Consider the following 19,526-nt stretch of genomic DNA (forward strand, 5'->3'; position numbering starts at 1 on the left):
TCCAAAGGTTGACGGATATAATGACCACCATACATATCCTAGAACAGGAAAAGGACGCCTCTGAAAGATGTGCCACTGCGCCAACAGTTGCACCAGAGTCGTCCCCCAAAAAAACCATATGGTTATTGTATCTCATTATCAAATTGAAGAAAAGCTTGGTGTTTTTCATACGGAGTGCAGAGAAGCATATTTGCCCAATATGTGAAGATGACTTGTACACAATCGGGAGTCGGAGGCGCGTCGGGCGAAAGCCAACCGGCGATCAGATCACCTACATAATTCGTCGTTTGCGTTGCAAAGGTTGCGAGCGGATTCATCATGAATTACCGGATTTGCTCGTCCCTTACAAACGTTATGAAACCGAATGCCTCGAATCAGTTGTGTCTAATAGACAGGCTCCAGACGTAGCAGCAGATGAATCGACCTTGTACCGCTGGCGCGTTTGGTTCGGGAAGTGTTGGCAGTATTGGGTGAATTGTTTATTAACAATTGCGTCGCGTTCAGGAAATCCGGTGGAGGCATTGTCCGTACCTTCATCATCTGCACTCCAACGGATCGGACATTTTGTCGGACAAGGCGTCGGATGGCTGGCGAGAGTTGTCCGCCCCATCGTTCATTCTCAATTATGGGTACATACCCGTTTTGCCTTCTTGTCCGACATCCCTTGATATATGGTGAATCTACATCCTATTGGAAAGGACTGTAGACTCGTATGAATAACGAAAAAAAGGCGGAAGAAGTCGCCGCAGAGCGCATGCAACTGATCTCTCCGCTAGTAGCCGAAGGGATTGACCCTGGCAAAGCCAAGGAACTGAAGAAAGCCATTTGTGAACAGACGGGCTTATCCGAGCGAACTCTTCGACGCTATTTGTCTGCCTATCGAACCGACGGCTTCGCTGGACTTCGACCTCAAGGAATGGGAAAGCGGCGATCAGCCGAAGCGATCACTCCTTATCTGCTAGAGCAAGCGATTCTGCTTCGTCGAGAAGTACCAAGTCGCAGTGTCGCACAAATCATTCAGATACTCGAATGGGAAGGTTTGGCCAAGCCCGGTGAGATTAAGCGTAGCACGTTGCAAGAGAAATTGATGGAGCGCGGCTACAGCACTCGCCATATGCGACTTTACTCAACCGCCGGCCTTGCGGCCAGACGCTTTCAACACAAACAGCGCAACCGCTTGTGGCAAAGCGATATCAAGTTCGGGCCCTATCTACCGATTGGTGAAGGCGGAGCTAACAAGCAGGTGTACCTCGTTGCATTCATCGACGATGCGACACGTTATGTGTTACATGCCGCATTCTATCCGACACTCGATCAAACGATTGTGGAAGACTGTTTCCGTTACGCAATCCAAACAAGTGGCGTTCCTGAATCTGTCTACTTTGATAACGGCAAGCAATTTCGAACCAAAAGCATGACTCGCACATGCGCCAAACTAGGTATTCGCCTTCGCTTTACGAGACCATATGCAGCCGAATCCAAGGGGAAGATCGAGCGTTTCAACCGAGTCATAGACAGTTTCCTTGCGTAAGTGATGTTGGAAAAGCCGCAAACACTCGACCAACTCAATGAATTGTTTCAAGTTTGGCTCACCGAATGTTACCAGACCAAGCCCCACTCCGCACTTGATGACAGTTCAAGCCCTCAGGTAGCGTTCCGTAGCGACTCGACACCGCTCCGACTCGTCGAAGAATCAATTATCGCGGATGCGTTCCTACACAGCGAATCCCGAAAAGTGGACAAGGCTGGTTGTATCAGCTTTATGGGTAAAAAATACGAGGTTGGGCTCCCGTTCATCGGGCATAGAGTGGAAGTCGTCTACGACCCGCGTGACATCTCAACAATTACCATTGAATATGGCAATCACACGCCGTGGCAGGCGAAAGAGCTGACCATCGGTGAATGGGCAGGACAACGCCCCTCGTTGCCATCGACAATTGAAACAGTTTCAGCAAATGGTTCGCGGTTATTGGTCGCTGCAGAGAAGAAGAATCAAGTTCGAAAAGAACGTCAGACACGCGCTGTCTCGTTCCGTAAGATGCGGGAGGAGGCACAGCCGGATGTTTGAAGCGTTTTACGAAATGACGAGAACACCTTTTTCACGCGACATGCCGACTCATGAGTTGTATGCTTCAGATGTTTTGGAAGAAACGCTGGAGAGGTTGGCATATACCGCCGAAAGGCAATGGTTTTCAGTTGTGACAGGTGACTGCGGAACGGGTAAAACAACGACGATCCGCCGGTTTGCAGATGTACTTGACTCATCGAGATTCAAATTGCTCTATTTATCTGATTCGAAGCTAACGCCACGCCATTTTTACAAAGGATTGCTCGAACAATTGGGGTGTGAAGCGAAGTTTTATCGAGGAGACAGTAAGCGACAATTGCATCGGGAAATTGAATTGATGCGAGGAGTTCATCGCTTACAGCCTGTAGTGGTGGTTGACGAGGCGCATTTGTTGGACAAGGAGATGTTCGAAGAAGTGCGATTTTTGCTCAACTTCAGAATGGACGCTCAGAGTCCTATGGCCTTGATCCTGGTCGGGCAAAATGAGTTGTGGGAACGTCTGCAACTGCAGACGTTCACGGCTATTCGCCAAAGAATTGATCTGCAATGCAAACTTGTTCACTACGACCGCTCACAAGTGGGAGCATATATCTCACGTCATTTGGAATATGCCGGCGTTAGCCGGGATCTTTTTACGGACGGTGCGATCGATGAGATTTACCGTTATTCGAGCGGTACAGTTCGCTTGGTGAACAAAGCGGCGACACATAGTCTTATCTACGGTGCAGCGAACAAGCACCGGATCATTGACGACCACATGATAAAACGGGTGATCGAGGGAGAATTGACTTAATTCTCCCGCTTTTCCTTTCAGGGGTGGCACCGCTAACGCGGTCATCATTTCCGTCAACTCTTGGACAGCAAAACCTGTCAGTTTACGGACATTATAGGGCAGTAGTAACAGCATAATGAAAATGCAGAATGTCGCGGCGTAAAAGTGCAGACTTTGCCCGCGACATTTTGGCATAAAAAAAGCACTTGCCAACATCGATCTACTAACTTACCCTACGGTTTGCGACGACCAAGGGGGGATCGAGAGGATGTTGAAAGTGCCTGAACAACAGTATATCAAATTTTTGCGCGAACACGAAGGGTGTTCGATAACCGAAATTGCAGAACGAATGAACTTGAATTGGCGAACTGCAAAAAAATATGCGGACAAAGACGATTGGAACGAGACGGTGGGAAAACGATTCGGTCGTTACCCAGTTCTCGGTCCGTTTCTCGAAATCATAGATACGTGGCTATTGGAGGACGAGGCTCTTCCCCGCAAACAGCGCCACACCGCTCGGCGGATCTTCCACCGTCTCAAGGCGGAGCATGAATTTACTGGCGGCGAACGAACGGTTCAGGAGTACGTGGCTAAATGGCGGGCGGCTTACGCCCATGACCGAGCGAAGAGCTACGAACGGCTGGAGCATCCAGGTGGCGAAGCCCAGGTAGACTTTGGAACCGTACAGGTTGCGCAGAACGGGAGGCTCGTGGAGCGTAAGATTCTTACCGCGTCCTTCCCATTTAGCAACGCGGCCTTCGTTTTCCCCGTTCCATCTGAGAATGGCGAGTGCTTTCTCGAAGCCTTAAAGCGGCTATTCGGACAAATGGGCGGAGTACCGCGACGCATCTGGTTCGATAACCTCTCGGCTGCGGTTGCATCTATCGAGAAAAACGGAGAACGAAAGCAAACTGATGCATTCACAAGGTTCTGTGCTCATTATCGCTTCGAGCCTATCTTTTGTAATGTGGCGAGTGGCAACGAGAAAGGCAATGTAGAGAACAAGGTTGGTTATGGAAGGCGGAACTGGTGTGTCCCGATCCCGGTCATTCAATCGCTCGATGAACTCGCAGTACACCTTGAAAGGGAAGCACTGGAGGATCGTCAGCGCATTCACTATTCGAAGAAGGAGAAAGTGGACGATCTATGGCGACAGGAGCAGCAAATGCTTTATTCCCTGCCGCTTGAACCGCTAGAGGTATTTCGTTTGGACACAGGACGATTGAACTAATATCGTGAACTGTCGTTCGAGAACATCAAGTATCCACTCCCGCAATGCAAGGCAGAGCAGCGCGTGTTGCTCAAGATTAAGTGGGATCTGATCGAGGTATTGGACGAGTCGTACAGCAATATCTTCGAGTTCCCTCGGCCTTATACGGACAAGACGATGGATATCGAGTGGAGAGCTGTGTTAGATGGACTCAAGCGACGCCCTCGCTCCGTCAGATATTCGACTTTTGTGTCGATGATGCCAGAAACACTGAAACACTTCCTGAGGGAAGTTGAGTCGGAGATGTGCAAGGCACGCCTGTCCCTTGTGAGGCGTTTGTTGGAGAACTACACGATGGGGGAGATCGCTAAAGGTCTGCACGAACTCATGCCTTGGGATTCTCGCGTCGAAACAGCGTTGGAGCACGCTTTGTACAAACAACGGTATCCCGAGTTTCATCCTGAACCGTTCCAAGAGGTACACACCCCATCGAAGATTCAAGGCTATCATCCAGGTGACTTGGCCAATTACAACGATCTGTTGGGGTGACATTATGAATCGAAAAATGTTAGCGCAGGCGTGCAAAACGCTCCATCTGGCACATGTAATGAACCATTACGAATCGCTTCCGTTCGAGAGTCGTACTGACTTCTTGCTGGCAATCCTGCAGTCAGAGATCCAATGAAGAGATTGATGAAGCGCGCCGGATTTCCTCAATTGAAAACGTTCGAAGGATACAACTTTGAGGCGATCATGTTTCCGAATCATTGCACGGAACAGTCTCTACGAGAGCTTATCTTCCTGAAACATAAAGAGAACATCTTGATGTTGGGAAAGGTGGGAACTGGGAAAACCCATCTGGCAATTGCTTTAGGGGTGGAAGCCTGTCGGCAGGGGCTTGATGTGAGGTTTTATCGCGTCTCGGAGCTTGTCGCCAAGTTGCAGGAAAGACATGCGAGCGGGACGCTGACGAGATTTCAAAAAGAACTGATGAAGTGCGACCTGTTGATATTGGATGAGGTGGGCTTCGTGCCGTTTCACCAAACGGGCGCCGAACTTCTGTTTCACGTCATCTCGGAATGCTACGAGCAGCGAAGTCTCATAGTGACCTCCAATCTTGAGTTTGGACAATGGAACAGTGTGTTTGGTGATACTAGATTAACGAAAGCGCTGGTGGATCGTTTGGTTCACCACGCGCACATCCTGAGCTTTACAGGCGAGAGTTATCGCTTGTGTCATGCTCTGTCGAGCATAAAATCATGAATTTCGATGTCGGCGGTGCTATGCACAAAATGGCCGCGATACTCTGCACTTTTCAGTTGCGAACCACACCTCTGAATCATGTCTAGCCGAGCGGTCATAGCAACAAGCGCATTATATGAGGGACGCGCTCGGATACTTCAAACTTGACTTCTTAAACTTGATATTCAGATTCCGAGGCATACTCGATTTGAATGATACTTTTCCATGCGAATTTGACGAATTCGTTGACCATTGACATTAAAAAGCCCCTCGAGTACCTAGATCGAGGGGACATATGATCAGTTGTACATCACAATGCCTGATGGAATCGGTGGTTTAAATTCAGCATGATTCGTGGTTGTAAAACTGCCAACTACTAACACTCCAACCATAATGACTACTAAACCGTACACCCATGCTCTTTTCATTAAAACTCCCCCTCGTCTAAGATCCGCTTTTTTTTACCTGCAAAATACATAATTCCCCCGAAAAATCGGAATCGGAGAAAATATATCACCACCCCCATTCGATGTGTTTTTGCTACTTTTGACCCCTAATCCGATCACTGTCGGAAAGATCTTTCGACAGGTAGGCAAAGAATAACCGCGATGCCTGTTCGTAAGATTTACATTATCTTTCGGGAAAAAATTTTGTTCTGGCAATGTTACAGAAAATTTCGCATGTTAAATTCCGGTTCTGTTACTTTTATCATCGTTTCCTCTATCTCTTGATACAAACGCAAACACCCAATAAATCATTTCGATTTATCGGGTGAGATGGAAGAAGTTTATTGGTCTCAAAACAAGTTTGTTGGCTCTTCACAATGAAGATAGATGATTGCGAGTTGCCCTGCTTCCCTAGTCCTGTCAATGCTCAACTGCCCTACGAAATCTTCGCCTCAATCCTCAACTTATCCGCGACCATCGCGATGAACTCCGAGTTGGTCGGTTTCGCCTTGCCCACGTTGACGGTGTTGCCGAACAGGTTGCGGATCGAGTCTACGTTGCCTCTGCCCCAGGCGACTTCGATCGCATGGCGGATCGCACGCTCGACACGGGATGGAGTTGTATTGTACTTTTCTGCGATCTTCGGATAGAGCACCTTGGTGATCGAACCGAGGATCTCCACATCTTTGTAGACCATGCCGATCGCTTCCCGCAGGTAATGATACCCTTTGATATGCGCGGGGACACCGATTTCGTGGATGATGTTAGTAATCGAGGCATCCACGTTCTTGCCGCGGGTCATCTGCTGTTTCGGAGCAGTCCCTGGAACGCGCACCACTTGGCGAATGCGGTTGGCCAACACATCCATGTCAAACGGCTTTAAAATATAGTACGCTGCGCCAAATTCCACAGCGCGCTTGGTGATATTTTCTTGACCGAAAGCCGTTAACATAATGACTTTCGGGTCATACGCTAGTTGCATCCCTTGAATCTTCTCGAGAACCCCAATGCCGTCCAGAACGGGCATGATGATGTCGAGGATGATTACGTCCGGCTGGTGGCTGTCCAGCAGTTCCAACACCTCGCTGCCGTTGTACGCAACGCCGATGACTTCCATATCGCTTTGCTCGGTGACAAACTCCTTGAGAAGCTCCGCAAATTCGCGGTTATCATCTGCGATCAGAACTTTGATATTCTTCACTGAGTAAGAACCCCCTTGTGTACGCTCACCTGACTGAAAAGATATTTCGACAAGGCAGTATTGATTCCTCCATTGCAGTCTTCCAAACATTTAGACTTGTTTCAACAAAATACGCGCAATTCATTCTTTATTTTAACCTATTTCGATCAAAAAATTGGCTACGATACTTAACTTTGTCGAAAAATATCAAATATCCGTTAGTAAAATAGTACATTAGTCCTATGCGAAATATGTGACAATGGAGAACGAAGGAAGGTGAAACGTCACGTGTTGACAAAAACTCGAATCACCTTGCTGGTGGTCTCCATCGTTCTGATCCTCATCGGCTCGTGGATCTATCAGCAGCAAAACAATACGACGATCGCCGTCTACCAACCGTTGCAAACGGATGGGTCCAATATCGATACGTCCTTGCCGAAACCGTTGCTCTCGAGGATGCCGATTCAAAAAATTCAAAGTAACGCGAAGCTTGGGATGACTGAGCAGGAAGTCGAAGCATTATTTGGAACGGAGCATACGGAGACTGAACCCAAGCCCAACACGAACCAAGTTTGGCGCTATGAATTTGACCAGTCGTACCAGCTGTACATCGAATGGGTCGCACCCAATGTCTCGGGCAAAATTGAGTTCTCGTTTCAAAATCAAAACGGTGACGTCGTGCGTCAAACTCTTGTTCCTACTCCATAACTGCCTGCGTCGCCCGTACATAGGCAAAAACGCCCATGAGCTGGGCGTTTTTTGATTCCGATTAGGAAGCGGCAGCCGTTTTGGTTTTCACACCCGCTTCGTTGAGCATCCATTCGATGAACACACCGTATCCTTGCGTTGGATCGTTGACAAAGACGTGGGTGACCGCACCGACAACTTTGCCTTCCTGCAAGATCGGACTGCCGCTCATCCCTTGGATGATCCCGCCCGTCTTCGAAAGCAGGCGCGGGTCGGTGACTTTGATCACCATGCTTTTGGTCGCCGGATACTTTTGTCGCATGACGTTGACGATCTGAATGTCAAACTCCTCGACCTTCTGCCCATCTACGACGGTGAGAATCGACGCTTTCCCTTCATGCACCTGCTCGGCAAGTGCGATCGGCAAGGCTTTGTTGACTTTGGCGTTATCCGGCAAGGACTCCATCTTGCCGAAGATCCCAAAGTCGCTGTTGCGGGTGATCGAGCCGAGCACGCGATCTTCGTCGATGAAGATCCCCCTTTTTTCGCCAGGTGTGCCGCTCTCCCCTTTATCGATCGAGGTCACTCGCGAATGCACCACTTGTCCTTCACCGACGCCAATCGGCTGACCCGTGTCCACATCGGTGATCACATGGCCCAGCGCGCCAAAAACTTTATAATCTGGCTGATAGAACGTCAAGGTGCCAACTCCTGCTGCCGAGTCACGAATGTAGAGCCCGATCCGATAGGTTTCGCCGTCTTTGTCATAGATCGGCTTGACCTTAACCTTCAACATCTCTTTAGCGCGCTTGACGGTAAACTCCAGCGAACGCTCCATTTTCCCCGCCTTGTTGATCCAATCGGCCGCCTCTTCGACCGATTTGACCTTGTGCCCGTCGATGGCGGTGATGATGTCACCGACCTTGATCTGCGCTTGCTCAGCGGGCGAAACAGACTCGCTGCCCGATTTCACAAGATTGTATCCGACGACCATAATTCCGGAGGATTTGAGTTTGACGCCGATCGACTGACCGCCCGGAATGACTTTCAAGTCGGGAACGACACTGACATGCACCGATTTGACCGGGATCATTCCGAAAAGTTTGACTTGTAAATTGGCCGATCCGGTTTTGCCTGAATCGAGTTTGAGGGATTGTTTGTGGCGGGAGGTTGATTCTACCTCCGGAGACCCGGCAACTGAGACGACATCCGGCTCGGACGTGGTCACCGTGGCAAACGAGCGCAACCCGACATCGAGAGCCGTACTGGTGCCTTGCAAAATCCGTAGTTCCTGGGGAATGCTTGCGAGCTGATGAATAGGTGTGAACCAACACAAAGCGACAAACATTGTTGCGACGAAAAGTCCTAAGAGTTTTCTGCGAGTGTGTTTTGTCAAACCATCTCACGCTCCCCTTCCTTCCCTGTCTGCACCTCCGTATTCCGCTGCCGAATCGACAGTGTCGTCTTGGAGTGATAGCTTTAGAATACCTCCCTCAGCACTCGCCTATCCTGCGTAACATCTGCCATGAGTAGGTGCAATTGGCACACCGCATGCCCGCACCTCCCCGCTTACACTTTGATCAAAGAGGCGCGCTCCAGCATTTCGGCAGCATGTTTTAGGGTCGTCTCGGTCATCTCCGCGCCAGAGAGCATCCTCGCGATCTCTTCGACTCGCTCTGACTCGTTTAGCTGGGTCACTTCCGTTCGCGTTCGCGACTCATCCTGACGCTTTTGAATCAGATAGTGCGCGTCTGCCATCGATGCGACCTGCGGCAGATGTGTAACACAGATCACCTGGCGTTTCAGACCGATCAAGCCCAGTTTCTCAGCCACCGCTTGGGCCGCTCGCCCAGAGATGCCCGTGTCCACTTCGTCGAAGATCAACGTGCCGACATCGTCCACATCGGCCAAGATCTTTTTGATCGCCAGCATCGTCCGAGACAATTCGCCACCTGACGCGATTTTGGCAAACGGGCGCAGCGGTTCCCCCACGTTAGGGGAGAACAAAAATTCGACTCGGTCGATACCCAACTCGCTGACATGCACTTTTCGAGTGCCGATCTGCAACCCATCGACCTCTTGAATCTGCGTGAACGTGATCGCAAATTGTGTCTTGGGCATCATCAGTTCGGTCAGTTCATCCATGACGGCCTCCGACAACTGTTCTGATGTTTGGCGGCGCGCCTTTGACAGCGCGACGGCGCGTTTCCCCAGCACCTGACCTGTGCGTTCCACGTTCTGGGTCAAATTTTCCAAACTTTCCTCATGGTGCTCAAGCGCATGCAGTTCTCGTTCGATCCGCGCAGCAAAATCCAAGATCTCCATCACCGTATCGCCATATTTTTTCTTCAGACGGTTGATCAAGTTGAGACGCTCCTCGATCTTCGACAGGCGCGCCGGGTTGAATTCGATCCCATCCCGGTAATCGCGCAGCGAATGTGCCGCCTCTTCTAATTGGTAGAGCGATGATTTGACCAGATCGAGCACCGGAAACAAGCTCTCATCATACCGAACCGCGCTCTCCAGTTCGCGGATCACTCGATTCACGCCGTCCAACGTGGACGTACTGTTGCGGCCACCACCGTTATAAAGCAGTTCATACGATGAATTGGCCGCGTCGAACAGCTTTTCGGAGAAGGACATTTTCTTATGCTCCTCTTCGAGCCGTTCGTCCTCTCCTTCGCGCATTCCAACTTCGGTGATCTCCTGCAGTTGAAAGCGCAGGATGTCGAGGCGCTGAATGCGTTCTTGCTCGCCAAGCCTTGCTTCTCGCAGACGATTTCTCGCATCACGGTAGTCAAAATAGGCCGTTTCCACCTCTGCACGCAACCTCAGCAGTTCCTCCCCGCCATATTCGTCGATCAAGGCGAGCTGTTCGCGCACATCGTGTAGAGTCTGATGCTCATGTTGTCCATGCATGTTGATTAAGTATTGCCCAAAATTCTTGAGCATCTGCACGGTGACCATTCTTCCGTTTATTCTGCAAACATTTTTTCCAGCGGCAGAGATCTCGCGTACGATCAGAATACTGCCATCCTCCACCTCGAGGCCGTACTCGTCGAACAACTCCTGAAATTCTGCAGACGGATCAACGGCAAAAAGAGCCTCGATCGTAGCTTTGTCTTTGCCTTGCCGAACAAATTCGGACGAGGCACGACCGCCTAAGATGAGACTCACAGCATCGAGGAGAATCGACTTCCCAGCCCCGGTTTCCCCGGTCATGATGCAAAGGCCCGTCTGAAAAGACAGGCGCACTTCCTCGATCAAAGCAAAATTCTTAACAGTCAGTTCTTGAAGCATGGACAGACCCCCTAGACGTAGGAGAGAAAGCGGCCCACAACTTCGGGTGCCACCTCTTTGGTTCGGACGATGATTAGGATCGTGTCATCCCCGCAGATGGTGCCGAGCACTTCCGACCAGTCCAGTGCATCAACAATCGCCCCGACAGCATGTGCGTTGCCAGGCAGTGTTTTCATGACGACCAGATTTTCCGCTCGGTCGATCGAAACGAACGAATCGAGCAACATCCGGCGTAGTTTTTGCTCTGGGTTGTAGCTAGGTTCGGCAGGAAGTGAATATTTATAGGCACCGCTTTGGGTTGGCGTTTTCACGAGGTGCAGTTCTTTGATGTCACGCGATACGGTCGCTTGCGTCACTTGAAACCCGGCAGCACGCAGTTTGTCTACCAATTCTTCTTGAGTTTCGATGTCTTGCGTCGAGATGATCTCTCGAATTTTCAGCAAGCGTTGGCCCTTCATGTTTCGATCAATCTCCTTCACTTTTACGGCGCGCAGTGCAGTTTGCGGCGTAGCACCTCATAGAACTCGCGATCACGCCATTTAATCAACTTTGTCTTATAAGTAGCTTGTCTTACGCGGACGATATCATGGTTTTCCAAGGTGCGGAAGTCCTGCCCATCAACGAGCAACACCATCTCTTCTTGCGTCCCGGTCACTTCGACCCGCACTTCCTGATTGGCCGCGATCACCAACGGACGCGAGTGCAACGTATGCGGACAGATCGGTGTGATCAGCATCACGTCGATGTGCGGGGCGACGATCGGTCCACCACAGGAAAGCGAATAGGCTGTCGAACCGGTCGGCGTGGAGACGAGCAGCCCATCACCTGTGTACTGGTCCACATACATGTCATCCACATACAAACGTCCAGTGACCATCGTGCCGAAGCGGTCTTTGCAGATGCCGATGTCGTTTAAGGCGATCAGGTCTTTATAGATCACCTGACCGTTGCGTTCCACCTGCGCTTCGAGCATCAGGCGGTTTTCCAAGCAATAATTGCCGTCTAAGACGCGCTTGACCGACTCTTCGAGATCCTGCGGTTCCGCTTCCGAAAGAAAGCCGAGATGACCGATGTTGATACCGAGCAAAGGTAGTCCGGTTTTCGCAAACTTGCGTGCGAAGCCGAGGATCGTGCCATCACCGCCCAGCACAAACAAAAGTTCGACATGGTCAGCAAACTCGCTCTGCGGCAATTGAATGTCTTCGCGGCCGATCGTCGCAGCTGTCGTCTCATCCACCCGCACAGCAGCGCCATTCTTTTCGATGATCTCTATCAGTCGGTGAGCCACTTCCTTCGCCATCGGCTTGGTGTGATTGACCAAAAGCCCTATCACCTTCATCTCTGGCTCCTCCTTCTCCACAAGCCTTAACAATTCCTCTTTATGCGGACGCAATCAAGCGTTTATGTACAAACTGATGTCCAACTAGCAGTAATAAAATCAATTCGAGAAAGAGGATTAAAATCCTTTTATTTTTCCAACGTCTTGTGCGAATCTGCAATGATCGCGTCGATTGCCGCCTGCAAGTCTTCTGCTTGCAGACCTTCGCCTTGTTTGGTCAAATGCGCTAAAAATTCGATATTGCCGTCACCGCCTGTGATCGGCGAAAACGTCACCTTTTGCACCTGCCACCCTTGGGCAACTGCGAGTCCGAGCACACGCTGTAACACGGCACGGTGCACTTCTGGGTCGCGAACAATGCCGTTTTTGCCGACATTTTCACGCCCTGCTTCGAATTGTGGCTTGATCAAGGTAAGCAACTGCCCATCGTCAGTCAAGATGGCATGAATCACGGGCAAAAGCAGGCGAATCGAAATGAAGGATACGTCCATCACCGCAATTTGCGGGGTTTCGCCTTTGAGATCTTCTGGCTTCAGATGGCGAAAGTTGGTGCGCTCCATCACGACGACGCGCGGGTCGTTGCGCAGTGTCCAAGCGAGCTGCCCGTAGCCTACGTCGATCGAATAGACTTGCTTGGCCCCATTTTGCAACGCACAGTCGGTAAAACCTCCGGTCGAAGCTCCGATATCCACGACAACGCGTTCGTGCAAGGACACGCCAAACTCCTTGATCGCTTTTTCCAGCTTCAGACCGCCCCGCGACACATACGGGTGCAAATCGCCTTTCACGGTGATCACAGCTTCCATTTTCACTTTCGTACCGGCTTTGTCCACCCGCTCGTTGTCAACGATCACCAGCCCCGCCATAATCGCTGCTTTCGCTTTTTCTCGTGATTCAAAATGTCCTTTATCCACCAGCAACACATCAAGGCGCTCTTTTGCACCTGGCTTTGGTATGGTCATGATCTTCCCTCATTATTCTGTAGAATGCTTTACTAGTACAGTTCACTAAAAACGGGAGGGACATGCGTCCCTCCCGCAAGAATGACCTGTTTCAGGTTGATCAGGCACGCTTTTGTTTCAAAGGCACCATCGTTTTTACAGAGTCGGCCACCGACTGTGCGTTCAAGCCAACCGAGTCCAACAAGACCTGAGGCGCACCGTGTTCGATAAATTGATCGGGCAGGCCCATCGGAAAGAGTTCAACACCTGTGATGCGCTGCTTCGCATAAAACTCGAGGATCGCAGATCCCAATCCGCCAGCGATCGCCGCTTCCTCGAGCGTGATGATCAGCATGCCGCTTTCGGCCAGTTCGAGCAGCAGTTCTTCATCGAGCGGCTTCGCAAAGCGCATGTTGACGATGCGCGCATCCACTCCGTCTTGAGCGAGCAGTTCTGCGGCATGTTCGGCTACGTGCACCATCGGGCCCAAGGCGAGCACCGCAACATCTTTACCGTCGCGAACCGTTTCCGATTTGCCAAACGGCAACAGCTTGAACGATTCGTCCATCTTCACACCGTACCCATTGCCGCGCGGATAGCGGACGGCGATCGGACCTTCTTGATACTCCGATGCGGTGTAAAGCATGTGCTGCAATTCATTTTCATCCTTTGGCATCATGATCTTGATGTTCGGAATGCAGCGCAGGAAGGAGAGGTCGAACGCACCTTGATGCGTTTCACCATCTTCACCGACCAGACCTGCGCGGTCGATGGCGATCACAACCGGCAGATTTTGAATGCAGATGTCGTGAATCACTTGGTCATATGCACGTTGCAGGAAGGTCGAGTAGATCGCGAGCACTGGCTTTTTGCCCGTACAAGCAAGACCGGCCGCAAACGTTCCGGCATGCTGTTCAGCGATGCCCACATCGAAGAAGCGATTCGGAAACTCATCTGCAAACTTGACCAGCCCGGAGCCGATCGGCATCGCAGGTGTGATCGCCACGATGTTTTCGTTTTGTTGGGCCAGTTTGATCAAAGTGTCACCGAACACCTTGGTATAGGTAGGCGCGGCCGCTTTGACCACTTTCGGTGCAGCACCAGGTTTCGCATTGAATCCGACAGAGACCGAGTGCATCTTGTCGGGCGCATCGGCCGCAACCGCGTAGCCTTTCCCTTTTTGGGTGACGACGTGAAGTAACACCGGGCCTTTGGTGTTCCTAGCCTGCTCCAAATATTTTTTCAGCGTCGTGAGGTCATGTCCGTCGATCGGCCCCATGTACGTAAAGCCGAACTCTTCAAACAGCATACCTGGCACGAGCAACGTTTTGAAGGAATCCCTCAGTCGTTTGAGGTATTTCTCCGTCTTGTCGCCAACATTTCCAATCTTGTGCAGGATGCTAGCCAAGTCTTTCTTAAACGAAGAATAATGCGGATCGACGCGCAGTTTGGTCAAATAGTTCGTGATCGCACCGACGTTGGTCGCGATCGACATCTCATTGTCATTGAGCACGACGACCATGTCCGATTTGACATGACCGGCATGATTGAGCGCTTCAAATGCCATCCCGCCAGTCATCGCGCCATCACCGATCACCGCGACCACCTTACTATTTTCCTTTTTCAGATCGCGACCGATCGCATAACCGAGCGCCGCCGAGATCGACGTGCTGGAATGACCGACGTCGAACATGTCGTGTTCCGACTCGCCACGCTTAGGAAAACCGGACATGCCTTTGAACTTGCGCAAGGTGGGGAACAAATGCTTGCGTCCCGTCAAAATTTTATGCACATACGCCTGATGACCGACGTCCCAGATGATCTTATCTACTGGCGAGTTATACACTTGATGAAGAGCCAGCGTCAATTCGACCACTCCAAGATTGGAGCCGAAATGACCGCCTGTGGTGGCTAGGTTCTCAATCAGGAAGTGGCGAATCTCTTCGGCCAACCTGCCCAGTTGTTCCACCGATAAATTCTTTATATCAGAGGGGCAGTTTACTTTGTCGAGCAACATGCAGTTACCGCCTCGCTTCTTTTCTTAGAGTTTGTATAGGCGCGTCTTTTGAGTTAAAACGACAATATTATATCACACCTGCCCACTACTTACCTGTACTATTTTTCTCGACAGGCTGGACCGCATCTCGGTCGTACCAGATGTGACCCTGCCCATCCAAGGTGACCAACGAGAGTTCACGGATCTTGGCGGCAAGCACTCCTTGCCCTTGCAGTTGCATGATCACATCATTTTTGTTGCATCCGAGGGTATTCAGATTGTCTTCGATCCAAGTTCCGTCGATCAGCACCGGCACCGGCTCTTTTTGCACCTTGTTAGGTGTACGTTCGCCCTGCTTTTTGGTTTCAGTACGCTGTCGTAGCTCCGCTCGCCTACCGATTAGGCGCATCAGAAAGAGTCCAGCGATCACGATCAGGATCGGAACCCACAGGATGCGATACGCTTCCATTGATACTCCTCCCTTGGAAAATCCTTGTAAGCGTAGTGTGTGTCTTTTGTGTCCTCACTATGAAAAAAAGAAAAAAGGCACTGGGGCATCGACCCTTGTGCCTTATTCTGCCTACACGTCGCGGTTGATCAGCCAATCTGCGATCTCTTGCAAACGGTTGGTGCGAAGCGCAACGCCTGACAGCGCCTGGTGCGCTTCTGTCGTCAAGCGGCGCACCATCTCACGGGATTCCTCCAACCCGTAGAGCAGCGGGTAGGTAGACTTGCCTTGCGCCGCATCGGCGCCGACCGCCTTGCCCAACTTTTCCGCAACGCCTTCCACATCGAGAATGTCATCGACAATCTGAAAGGCGAGTCCGATCTTTTGCGCATAGGAGGTCAGCGCTTGCACCTGCTGTTCGTCTGCGTCGGCAAACAACGCACCGATGCGCACCGATGCGGTCAAAAGTGCTCCCGTCTTGTGGGCGTGGATAAAAGCCAAACGTTCCTCGCTCGCTTTCGACCCTTCATTTTCCATATCGGCCATCTGACCTGCCACCATGCCAATCGATCCAGCTGCCGTCGCCAGTTCGCCTACGATGCGCAACAGCACCGCTTCTCGGCCCTTCGCCTCCATCGTGCCAAGCACCTGAAACGCCTGTGTCAACAGCGCATCGCCTGCCAAAATCGCCGTCGCTTCACCATAGATCTTGTGATTGGTCGGCTTGCCGCGGCGGAAATCGTCATCGTCCATCGCAGGCAGATCATCGTGCACCAGCGAGTAGGTATGGATCATCTCAAGTGTCGCAGCCACAGGCATTGCTGCCGCCATATCGCCACCGAGCGCCTCCACCGTCGCCAAGGTCAGCACCGGACGCAGCCTTTTTCCCCCGGCAAACAGCGAATAGCGCATCGAGTCATAGAGACTTTCTGGATATTGTGTCGCGGCAGGCACCAAAGCGTCCATCGCCTGCTCGATCTGCGCGCTCAACGTGCGAAGATAGTGTTTGAGATCCGCTTTTTCGCTCATCTTCTTTTACTCATTCCTCTGTTTGAAAAGATTTTTTGGTCAGCCCACCTGCATCTGCAACCAGCATTTCGATCTTCTGCTCCGCTTGGTCAAGCTTTTCACGACAGACCCGAGCCAATTGCATGCCTTCCTGAAACTCAGCGATCGCTTTTTCCAACGGCAGATCGCCCGCTTCCATCGCGCGCACGATCGCTTCCAGCCGCTCCAACGCCTGTTCAAATGTTTGCTCTTGCTCCTGCTTCTCCATTCGCTTACTCCTCCTCCAATCCCCAAACCGTGCAATCGATCCAGCCGTCTTGAACGCGCACCTGCACCTTGTCACCCAACTGCACGTTGTCGATGCTGTTGATCAGCCGCTTTTTGTCCCCGGTGTAGGTCAGGGAATAGCCGCGCTTCATCACCGACAGCGGACTTAGCACGTCCAATTTGTCGAGCAGGCGCTCAAATTTAACCTGCTCCTTGCCAACCCGGTCTGCTGTCGCGCGCTGCAAGAGCTCCACCGTGTACAGCAACGTCTGCTCCATCCGCTTCGCCCGCTCGATCGGACTTGTTTGCAACAATCGACCTTCTAAGTGCGACAATTGACGGGCGCCCGAGTTGGCCAACTTGGTCAGGGCGAGTTGCAAGCGGTCCTCCGCGTTGTCAACCACCTGCTGCCATTGCTGCAACTGATGAGTCGGACGGGTGAAAACGGTCGATGATTCGATGCGTCGCAGGCGCTGTTTTGCCTCACGCATCCGTCCGTCTAACGCGCGATGCATCCGTGCCGTCAACTGCTCCACATGCTGTTTGAGATCATACAGATTGGGCACGGCGATCTCAGCGGCAGCCGTCGGGGTTGCGGCGCGCATGTCGGCCGCAAAGTCGGCCAACGTCGTATCTGTCTCATGTCCTACCGCCGAAATGATTGGGATCAGCGAGGCATCGATTGCCCGCACCACCGGCTCTTCGTTAAACGCCCACAGTTCCTCTAATGAACCGCCACCCCGTCCGACGATCAGCACGTCCGCTTCTGCCAGTTCGTTCATCGAAACGATCGCCTCAGCAACCGAGGCGGCAGCGCTCGGTCCCTGCACGATGACCGGATGCAATAAAATGTGTGCGACCGGATAACGGCGGCGAATCGTGGTGATGATGTCGCGCACCGCTGCCCCCGTCGGGGAGGTGATGACCCCGACCACGCGCGGATATTTCGGAATCGGCTTCTTTCGTAGCGGATCGAAGAGACCTTCTCGCTCCAACTGCTCCTTCAACTGCTGAAAGGCCAAAAAAAGCGATCCGAGTCCGTCCGGTTGAAGATCATCAACATAGAGTTGGTAGGCCCCATCACGGTCGAACACCGACACATAGCCGTGTGCGATCACCTTCATCCCTTCCTTGGGGATGAATTTTAAAGAGCGATTGTTTCCTGCGAACATCACGCTCTTAATCCGGCTTTGCGAATCTTTGAGCGTAAAATACATATGACCTTTGCTATGATGGGTGAAGTTAGAAATTTCACCCCGTACTAAACAGTTTTGCAATCCTTCATCCGCTTCAAACATCCCTTTGATTCTCGCCGTCAGTTCAGAAACGGATGGAACGTGTTCTCTCGTTTGCAGCATCAGGTTCAACTCGCTTTATCAACAAAAATCTCAAGCCTATCATACCATAGTGTGCCAAGAGCGGCTATTTCTCGTCCGCCATCACGAGCGGAACGAATCGTTCATTGAGATCGTGGATATGCGCAGGATAAATAAAAAAGTTCACGCCACATCGGACGTGAACCTTTCCTTCTCGATCAGACTATTCCTTGCGGTTGGAAGAGTGGCCCGGGTGCAATTTTGCATTCGGGTCGAAGAACATTTTCGCATTGTTGACCGCAGTCGGAGCTTCACCAAAACCGGTCGCGATCAGCTTCACTTTGCCTGGGTAGGTGACAATGTCCCCTGCCGCGTAGACCCCTGGAATGTTGGTCTCCATCTTGGTGTTGACCACGATCATGCTGTCTTCAATTTCCAGCCCCCACTCCATAATCGGGCCGAGCGATGCGGAGAAGCCCAATGCACCGATGATCAAGTTCGCATCGATCTCTTCGGTCGATTTGTCCTTGTTGTTGATCAGTACCGCTTTCTCAAGCGCACCATCACCGTGAACAGACTTCAGTTCATTGAAGACTTTGACGTCGATCGAAGAATCGTACAGTTTCTTCACCGACTCTTCATGTGCGCGGAACTGGTCGCGGCGGTGAATCAAGGTCACTTTTTCACAAACTTCTTCGAGCATCAGCGCATAGTCAACCGCCGAATCGCCACCGCCGACAACCAATGCTTTTTTGCCTTTGTGGCTTTGCAAGTTGTCGATGAAATAGTGGATGCCTTTGCCTTCGAAGTCCTTGGTGTTCTCAGCCGGCAGAGAGCGCGGGGTGAAGGCGCCAATGCCTGCGGTGATAATGACCGTCTTCGAAAGATGCACAGTCGAATTGGTCGTCAATTCAAACGTGCCGTCTTCCAACTTCTTGAGACCGATGACTCGCTCATTCAAGCAGACGGTCGGATTGTATTGGGCCGATTGCTCTTTCAAGTTGTTGACGAGGTCGCGCGCCAAAACTTTCGGGAAGCCCGCTACGTCATAAATATATTTTTCTGGATACAGCTCGGCCAATTGGCCGCCAAGTTGCGGGAGCGAATCGATGATCTTGGTCTTCGCATCACGAATTCCTGCATAAAACGAGGTAAATAAACCGCAAGGGCCGCCGCCTATGATCGTAATATCATACAACTGTTCGTCATGTTTCAGTTCGGTCATGCTATCTTTCCTCCATGATCATTCTCTATTTTTTTCGACAAGTTTTTCGATAACAGCAAAGACTATTATACAATAATTTTA

17 protein-coding genes and 2 pseudogenes are annotated in these 19,526 nt (G+C 51.3%); 7 read left to right on the plus strand and 12 right to left on the minus strand.

Annotation, left to right across the window (positions count from 1 at the left end):
• Positions 1 to 20: 20 nt before the first annotated feature.
• The 6 genes and pseudogenes from CIG75_RS21250 (at position 21) to istB (ending at position 5,313) form a co-directional block, all read left to right on the plus strand.
• Complete coding sequence (locus CIG75_RS21250; protein ID WP_227874229.1) at positions 21 to 668, plus strand: DUF6431 domain-containing protein; 648 nt, start codon at positions 21 to 23, stop codon at positions 666 to 668.
• 44 nt (positions 669 to 712) lie between these two features.
• Positions 713 to 2,068, plus strand: a pseudogene (locus CIG75_RS21700) (DDE-type integrase/transposase/recombinase).
• Positions 2,061 to 2,861, plus strand: a complete 801-nt coding sequence (locus CIG75_RS13805) for an ExeA family protein (RefSeq protein ID WP_094234888.1) — start codon at positions 2,061 to 2,063, stop codon at positions 2,859 to 2,861. Before CIG75_RS21700 ends, CIG75_RS13805 begins: the two are co-directional and overlap by 8 nt.
• A gap of 247 nt (positions 2,862 to 3,108) precedes the next feature.
• On the plus strand, positions 3,109 to 4,071 hold the full coding sequence (gene istA, locus CIG75_RS21265; RefSeq protein ID WP_227874232.1) for an IS21 family transposase: 963 nt from the start codon (positions 3,109 to 3,111) through the stop codon (positions 4,069 to 4,071).
• A gap of 63 nt (positions 4,072 to 4,134) precedes the next feature.
• Positions 4,135 to 4,599: a hypothetical protein gene (locus tag CIG75_RS21270; RefSeq protein ID WP_227874233.1), complete on the plus strand. Its 465-nt coding sequence runs from the start codon at positions 4,135 to 4,137 to the stop codon at positions 4,597 to 4,599.
• A 4-nt stretch (positions 4,600 to 4,603) separates the two neighbouring features.
• Positions 4,604 to 5,313: pseudogene (istB, locus tag CIG75_RS13815) on the plus strand (IS21-like element helper ATPase IstB).
• 861 nt (positions 5,314 to 6,174) lie between these two features.
• Here istB and spo0A read toward each other — a convergent pair.
• A complete protein-coding gene (spo0A, locus tag CIG75_RS13820) occupies positions 6,175 to 6,939 on the minus strand; it encodes a sporulation transcription factor Spo0A (protein WP_094237165.1) in 765 nt (254 codons plus the stop codon).
• A 267-nt stretch (positions 6,940 to 7,206) separates the two neighbouring features.
• On the opposite strand from spo0A, the gene CIG75_RS13825 reads away from it, so the two are divergent.
• Positions 7,207 to 7,626 carry a hypothetical protein gene (locus tag CIG75_RS13825; protein WP_157729556.1) on the plus strand — a complete coding sequence of 140 codons (420 nt, stop codon included), beginning with the start codon at positions 7,207 to 7,209 and terminating at the stop codon, positions 7,624 to 7,626.
• 61 nt (positions 7,627 to 7,687) lie between these two features.
• On the opposite strand, the gene spoIVB is transcribed toward CIG75_RS13825, so the two are convergent.
• The 11 genes from spoIVB to CIG75_RS13880 all read right to left on the minus strand — a co-directional run bounded on the left by spoIVB (position 7,688) and on the right by CIG75_RS13880 (position 19,445).
• Positions 7,688 to 9,001: a SpoIVB peptidase gene (gene spoIVB, locus CIG75_RS13830; RefSeq protein ID WP_094237167.1), complete on the minus strand. Its 1,314-nt coding sequence runs from the start codon at positions 8,999 to 9,001 to the stop codon at positions 7,688 to 7,690.
• Between the two features lie 173 nt (positions 9,002 to 9,174).
• Positions 9,175 to 10,905 carry a DNA repair protein RecN gene (gene recN / locus CIG75_RS13835; RefSeq protein WP_094237168.1) on the minus strand — a complete coding sequence of 577 codons (1,731 nt, stop codon included), beginning with the start codon at positions 10,903 to 10,905 and terminating at the stop codon, positions 9,175 to 9,177.
• A gap of 11 nt (positions 10,906 to 10,916) precedes the next feature.
• Positions 10,917 to 11,363 carry a transcriptional regulator AhrC/ArgR gene (ahrC, locus tag CIG75_RS13840; protein WP_094237169.1) on the minus strand — a complete coding sequence of 149 codons (447 nt, stop codon included), beginning with the start codon at positions 11,361 to 11,363 and terminating at the stop codon, positions 10,917 to 10,919.
• Between the two features lie 23 nt (positions 11,364 to 11,386).
• A complete protein-coding gene (locus tag CIG75_RS13845) occupies positions 11,387 to 12,244 on the minus strand; it encodes an NAD(+)/NADH kinase (protein WP_094237170.1) in 858 nt (285 codons plus the stop codon).
• A 128-nt stretch (positions 12,245 to 12,372) separates the two neighbouring features.
• Complete coding sequence (locus CIG75_RS13850; protein ID WP_094237171.1) at positions 12,373 to 13,206, minus strand: TlyA family RNA methyltransferase; 834 nt, start codon at positions 13,204 to 13,206, stop codon at positions 12,373 to 12,375.
• Positions 13,207 to 13,306: 100 nt separating this feature from the next.
• Positions 13,307 to 15,202 carry a 1-deoxy-D-xylulose-5-phosphate synthase gene (dxs, locus tag CIG75_RS13855; protein WP_094237172.1) on the minus strand — a complete coding sequence of 632 codons (1,896 nt, stop codon included), beginning with the start codon at positions 15,200 to 15,202 and terminating at the stop codon, positions 13,307 to 13,309.
• An 85-nt stretch (positions 15,203 to 15,287) separates the two neighbouring features.
• The gene (locus CIG75_RS13860) at positions 15,288 to 15,650 is read right to left on the minus strand and encodes a hypothetical protein (protein ID WP_094237173.1); all 363 of its coding nucleotides are present in this window, start codon (positions 15,648 to 15,650) and stop codon (positions 15,288 to 15,290) included.
• A 111-nt stretch (positions 15,651 to 15,761) separates the two neighbouring features.
• Positions 15,762 to 16,658 carry a polyprenyl synthetase family protein gene (locus CIG75_RS13865; protein ID WP_094237174.1) on the minus strand — a complete coding sequence of 299 codons (897 nt, stop codon included), beginning with the start codon at positions 16,656 to 16,658 and terminating at the stop codon, positions 15,762 to 15,764.
• 10 nt (positions 16,659 to 16,668) lie between these two features.
• Positions 16,669 to 16,905 (minus strand): exodeoxyribonuclease VII small subunit, encoded by a 237-nt coding sequence (gene xseB, locus CIG75_RS13870; RefSeq protein WP_094237175.1) that lies wholly within the window; start codon positions 16,903 to 16,905, stop codon positions 16,669 to 16,671.
• A gap of 4 nt (positions 16,906 to 16,909) precedes the next feature.
• Positions 16,910 to 18,262 carry an exodeoxyribonuclease VII large subunit gene (gene xseA, locus CIG75_RS13875; protein ID WP_094237176.1) on the minus strand — a complete coding sequence of 451 codons (1,353 nt, stop codon included), beginning with the start codon at positions 18,260 to 18,262 and terminating at the stop codon, positions 16,910 to 16,912.
• 181 nt (positions 18,263 to 18,443) lie between these two features.
• The gene (locus tag CIG75_RS13880) at positions 18,444 to 19,445 is read right to left on the minus strand and encodes an NAD(P)/FAD-dependent oxidoreductase (protein WP_094237177.1); all 1,002 of its coding nucleotides are present in this window, start codon (positions 19,443 to 19,445) and stop codon (positions 18,444 to 18,446) included.
• Positions 19,446 to 19,526 lie beyond the last annotated feature (81 nt).

This window comes from Tumebacillus algifaecis (assembly GCF_002243515.1).
GTDB lineage: Bacteria > Bacillota > Bacilli > Tumebacillales > Tumebacillaceae > Tumebacillus_A > Tumebacillus_A algifaecis.

Excerpts from the sequence above, each read along its gene's own strand:
- CIG75_RS21250 (WP_227874229.1), top strand. The coding sequence starts at position 21 with ATGACCACCATACATATCCTAGAACAGGAAAAGGACGCCTCTGAAAGA.
- CIG75_RS13805 (WP_094234888.1), top strand. The coding sequence starts at position 2,061 with ATGTTTGAAGCGTTTTACGAAATGACGAGAACACCTTTTTCACGCGAC.
- istA (WP_227874232.1), top strand. The coding sequence starts at position 3,109 with ATGTTGAAAGTGCCTGAACAACAGTATATCAAATTTTTGCGCGAACAC.
- recN (WP_094237168.1), bottom strand. The coding sequence starts at position 10,905 with ATGCTTCAAGAACTGACTGTTAAGAATTTTGCTTTGATCGAGGAAGTG.
- ahrC (WP_094237169.1), bottom strand. The coding sequence starts at position 11,363 with ATGAAGGGCCAACGCTTGCTGAAAATTCGAGAGATCATCTCGACGCAA.
- CIG75_RS13845 (WP_094237170.1), bottom strand. The coding sequence starts at position 12,244 with ATGAAGGTGATAGGGCTTTTGGTCAATCACACCAAGCCGATGGCGAAG.
- CIG75_RS13850 (WP_094237171.1), bottom strand. The coding sequence starts at position 13,206 with ATGACCATACCAAAGCCAGGTGCAAAAGAGCGCCTTGATGTGTTGCTG.
- dxs (WP_094237172.1), bottom strand. The coding sequence starts at position 15,202 with ATGTTGCTCGACAAAGTAAACTGCCCCTCTGATATAAAGAATTTATCG.
- CIG75_RS13860 (WP_094237173.1), bottom strand. The coding sequence starts at position 15,650 with ATGGAAGCGTATCGCATCCTGTGGGTTCCGATCCTGATCGTGATCGCT.
- CIG75_RS13865 (WP_094237174.1), bottom strand. The coding sequence starts at position 16,658 with ATGAGCGAAAAAGCGGATCTCAAACACTATCTTCGCACGTTGAGCGCG.
- xseB (WP_094237175.1), bottom strand. The coding sequence starts at position 16,905 with ATGGAGAAGCAGGAGCAAGAGCAAACATTTGAACAGGCGTTGGAGCGG.
- xseA (WP_094237176.1), bottom strand. The coding sequence starts at position 18,262 with ATGCTGCAAACGAGAGAACACGTTCCATCCGTTTCTGAACTGACGGCG.
- CIG75_RS13880 (WP_094237177.1), bottom strand. The coding sequence starts at position 19,445 with ATGACCGAACTGAAACATGACGAACAGTTGTATGATATTACGATCATA.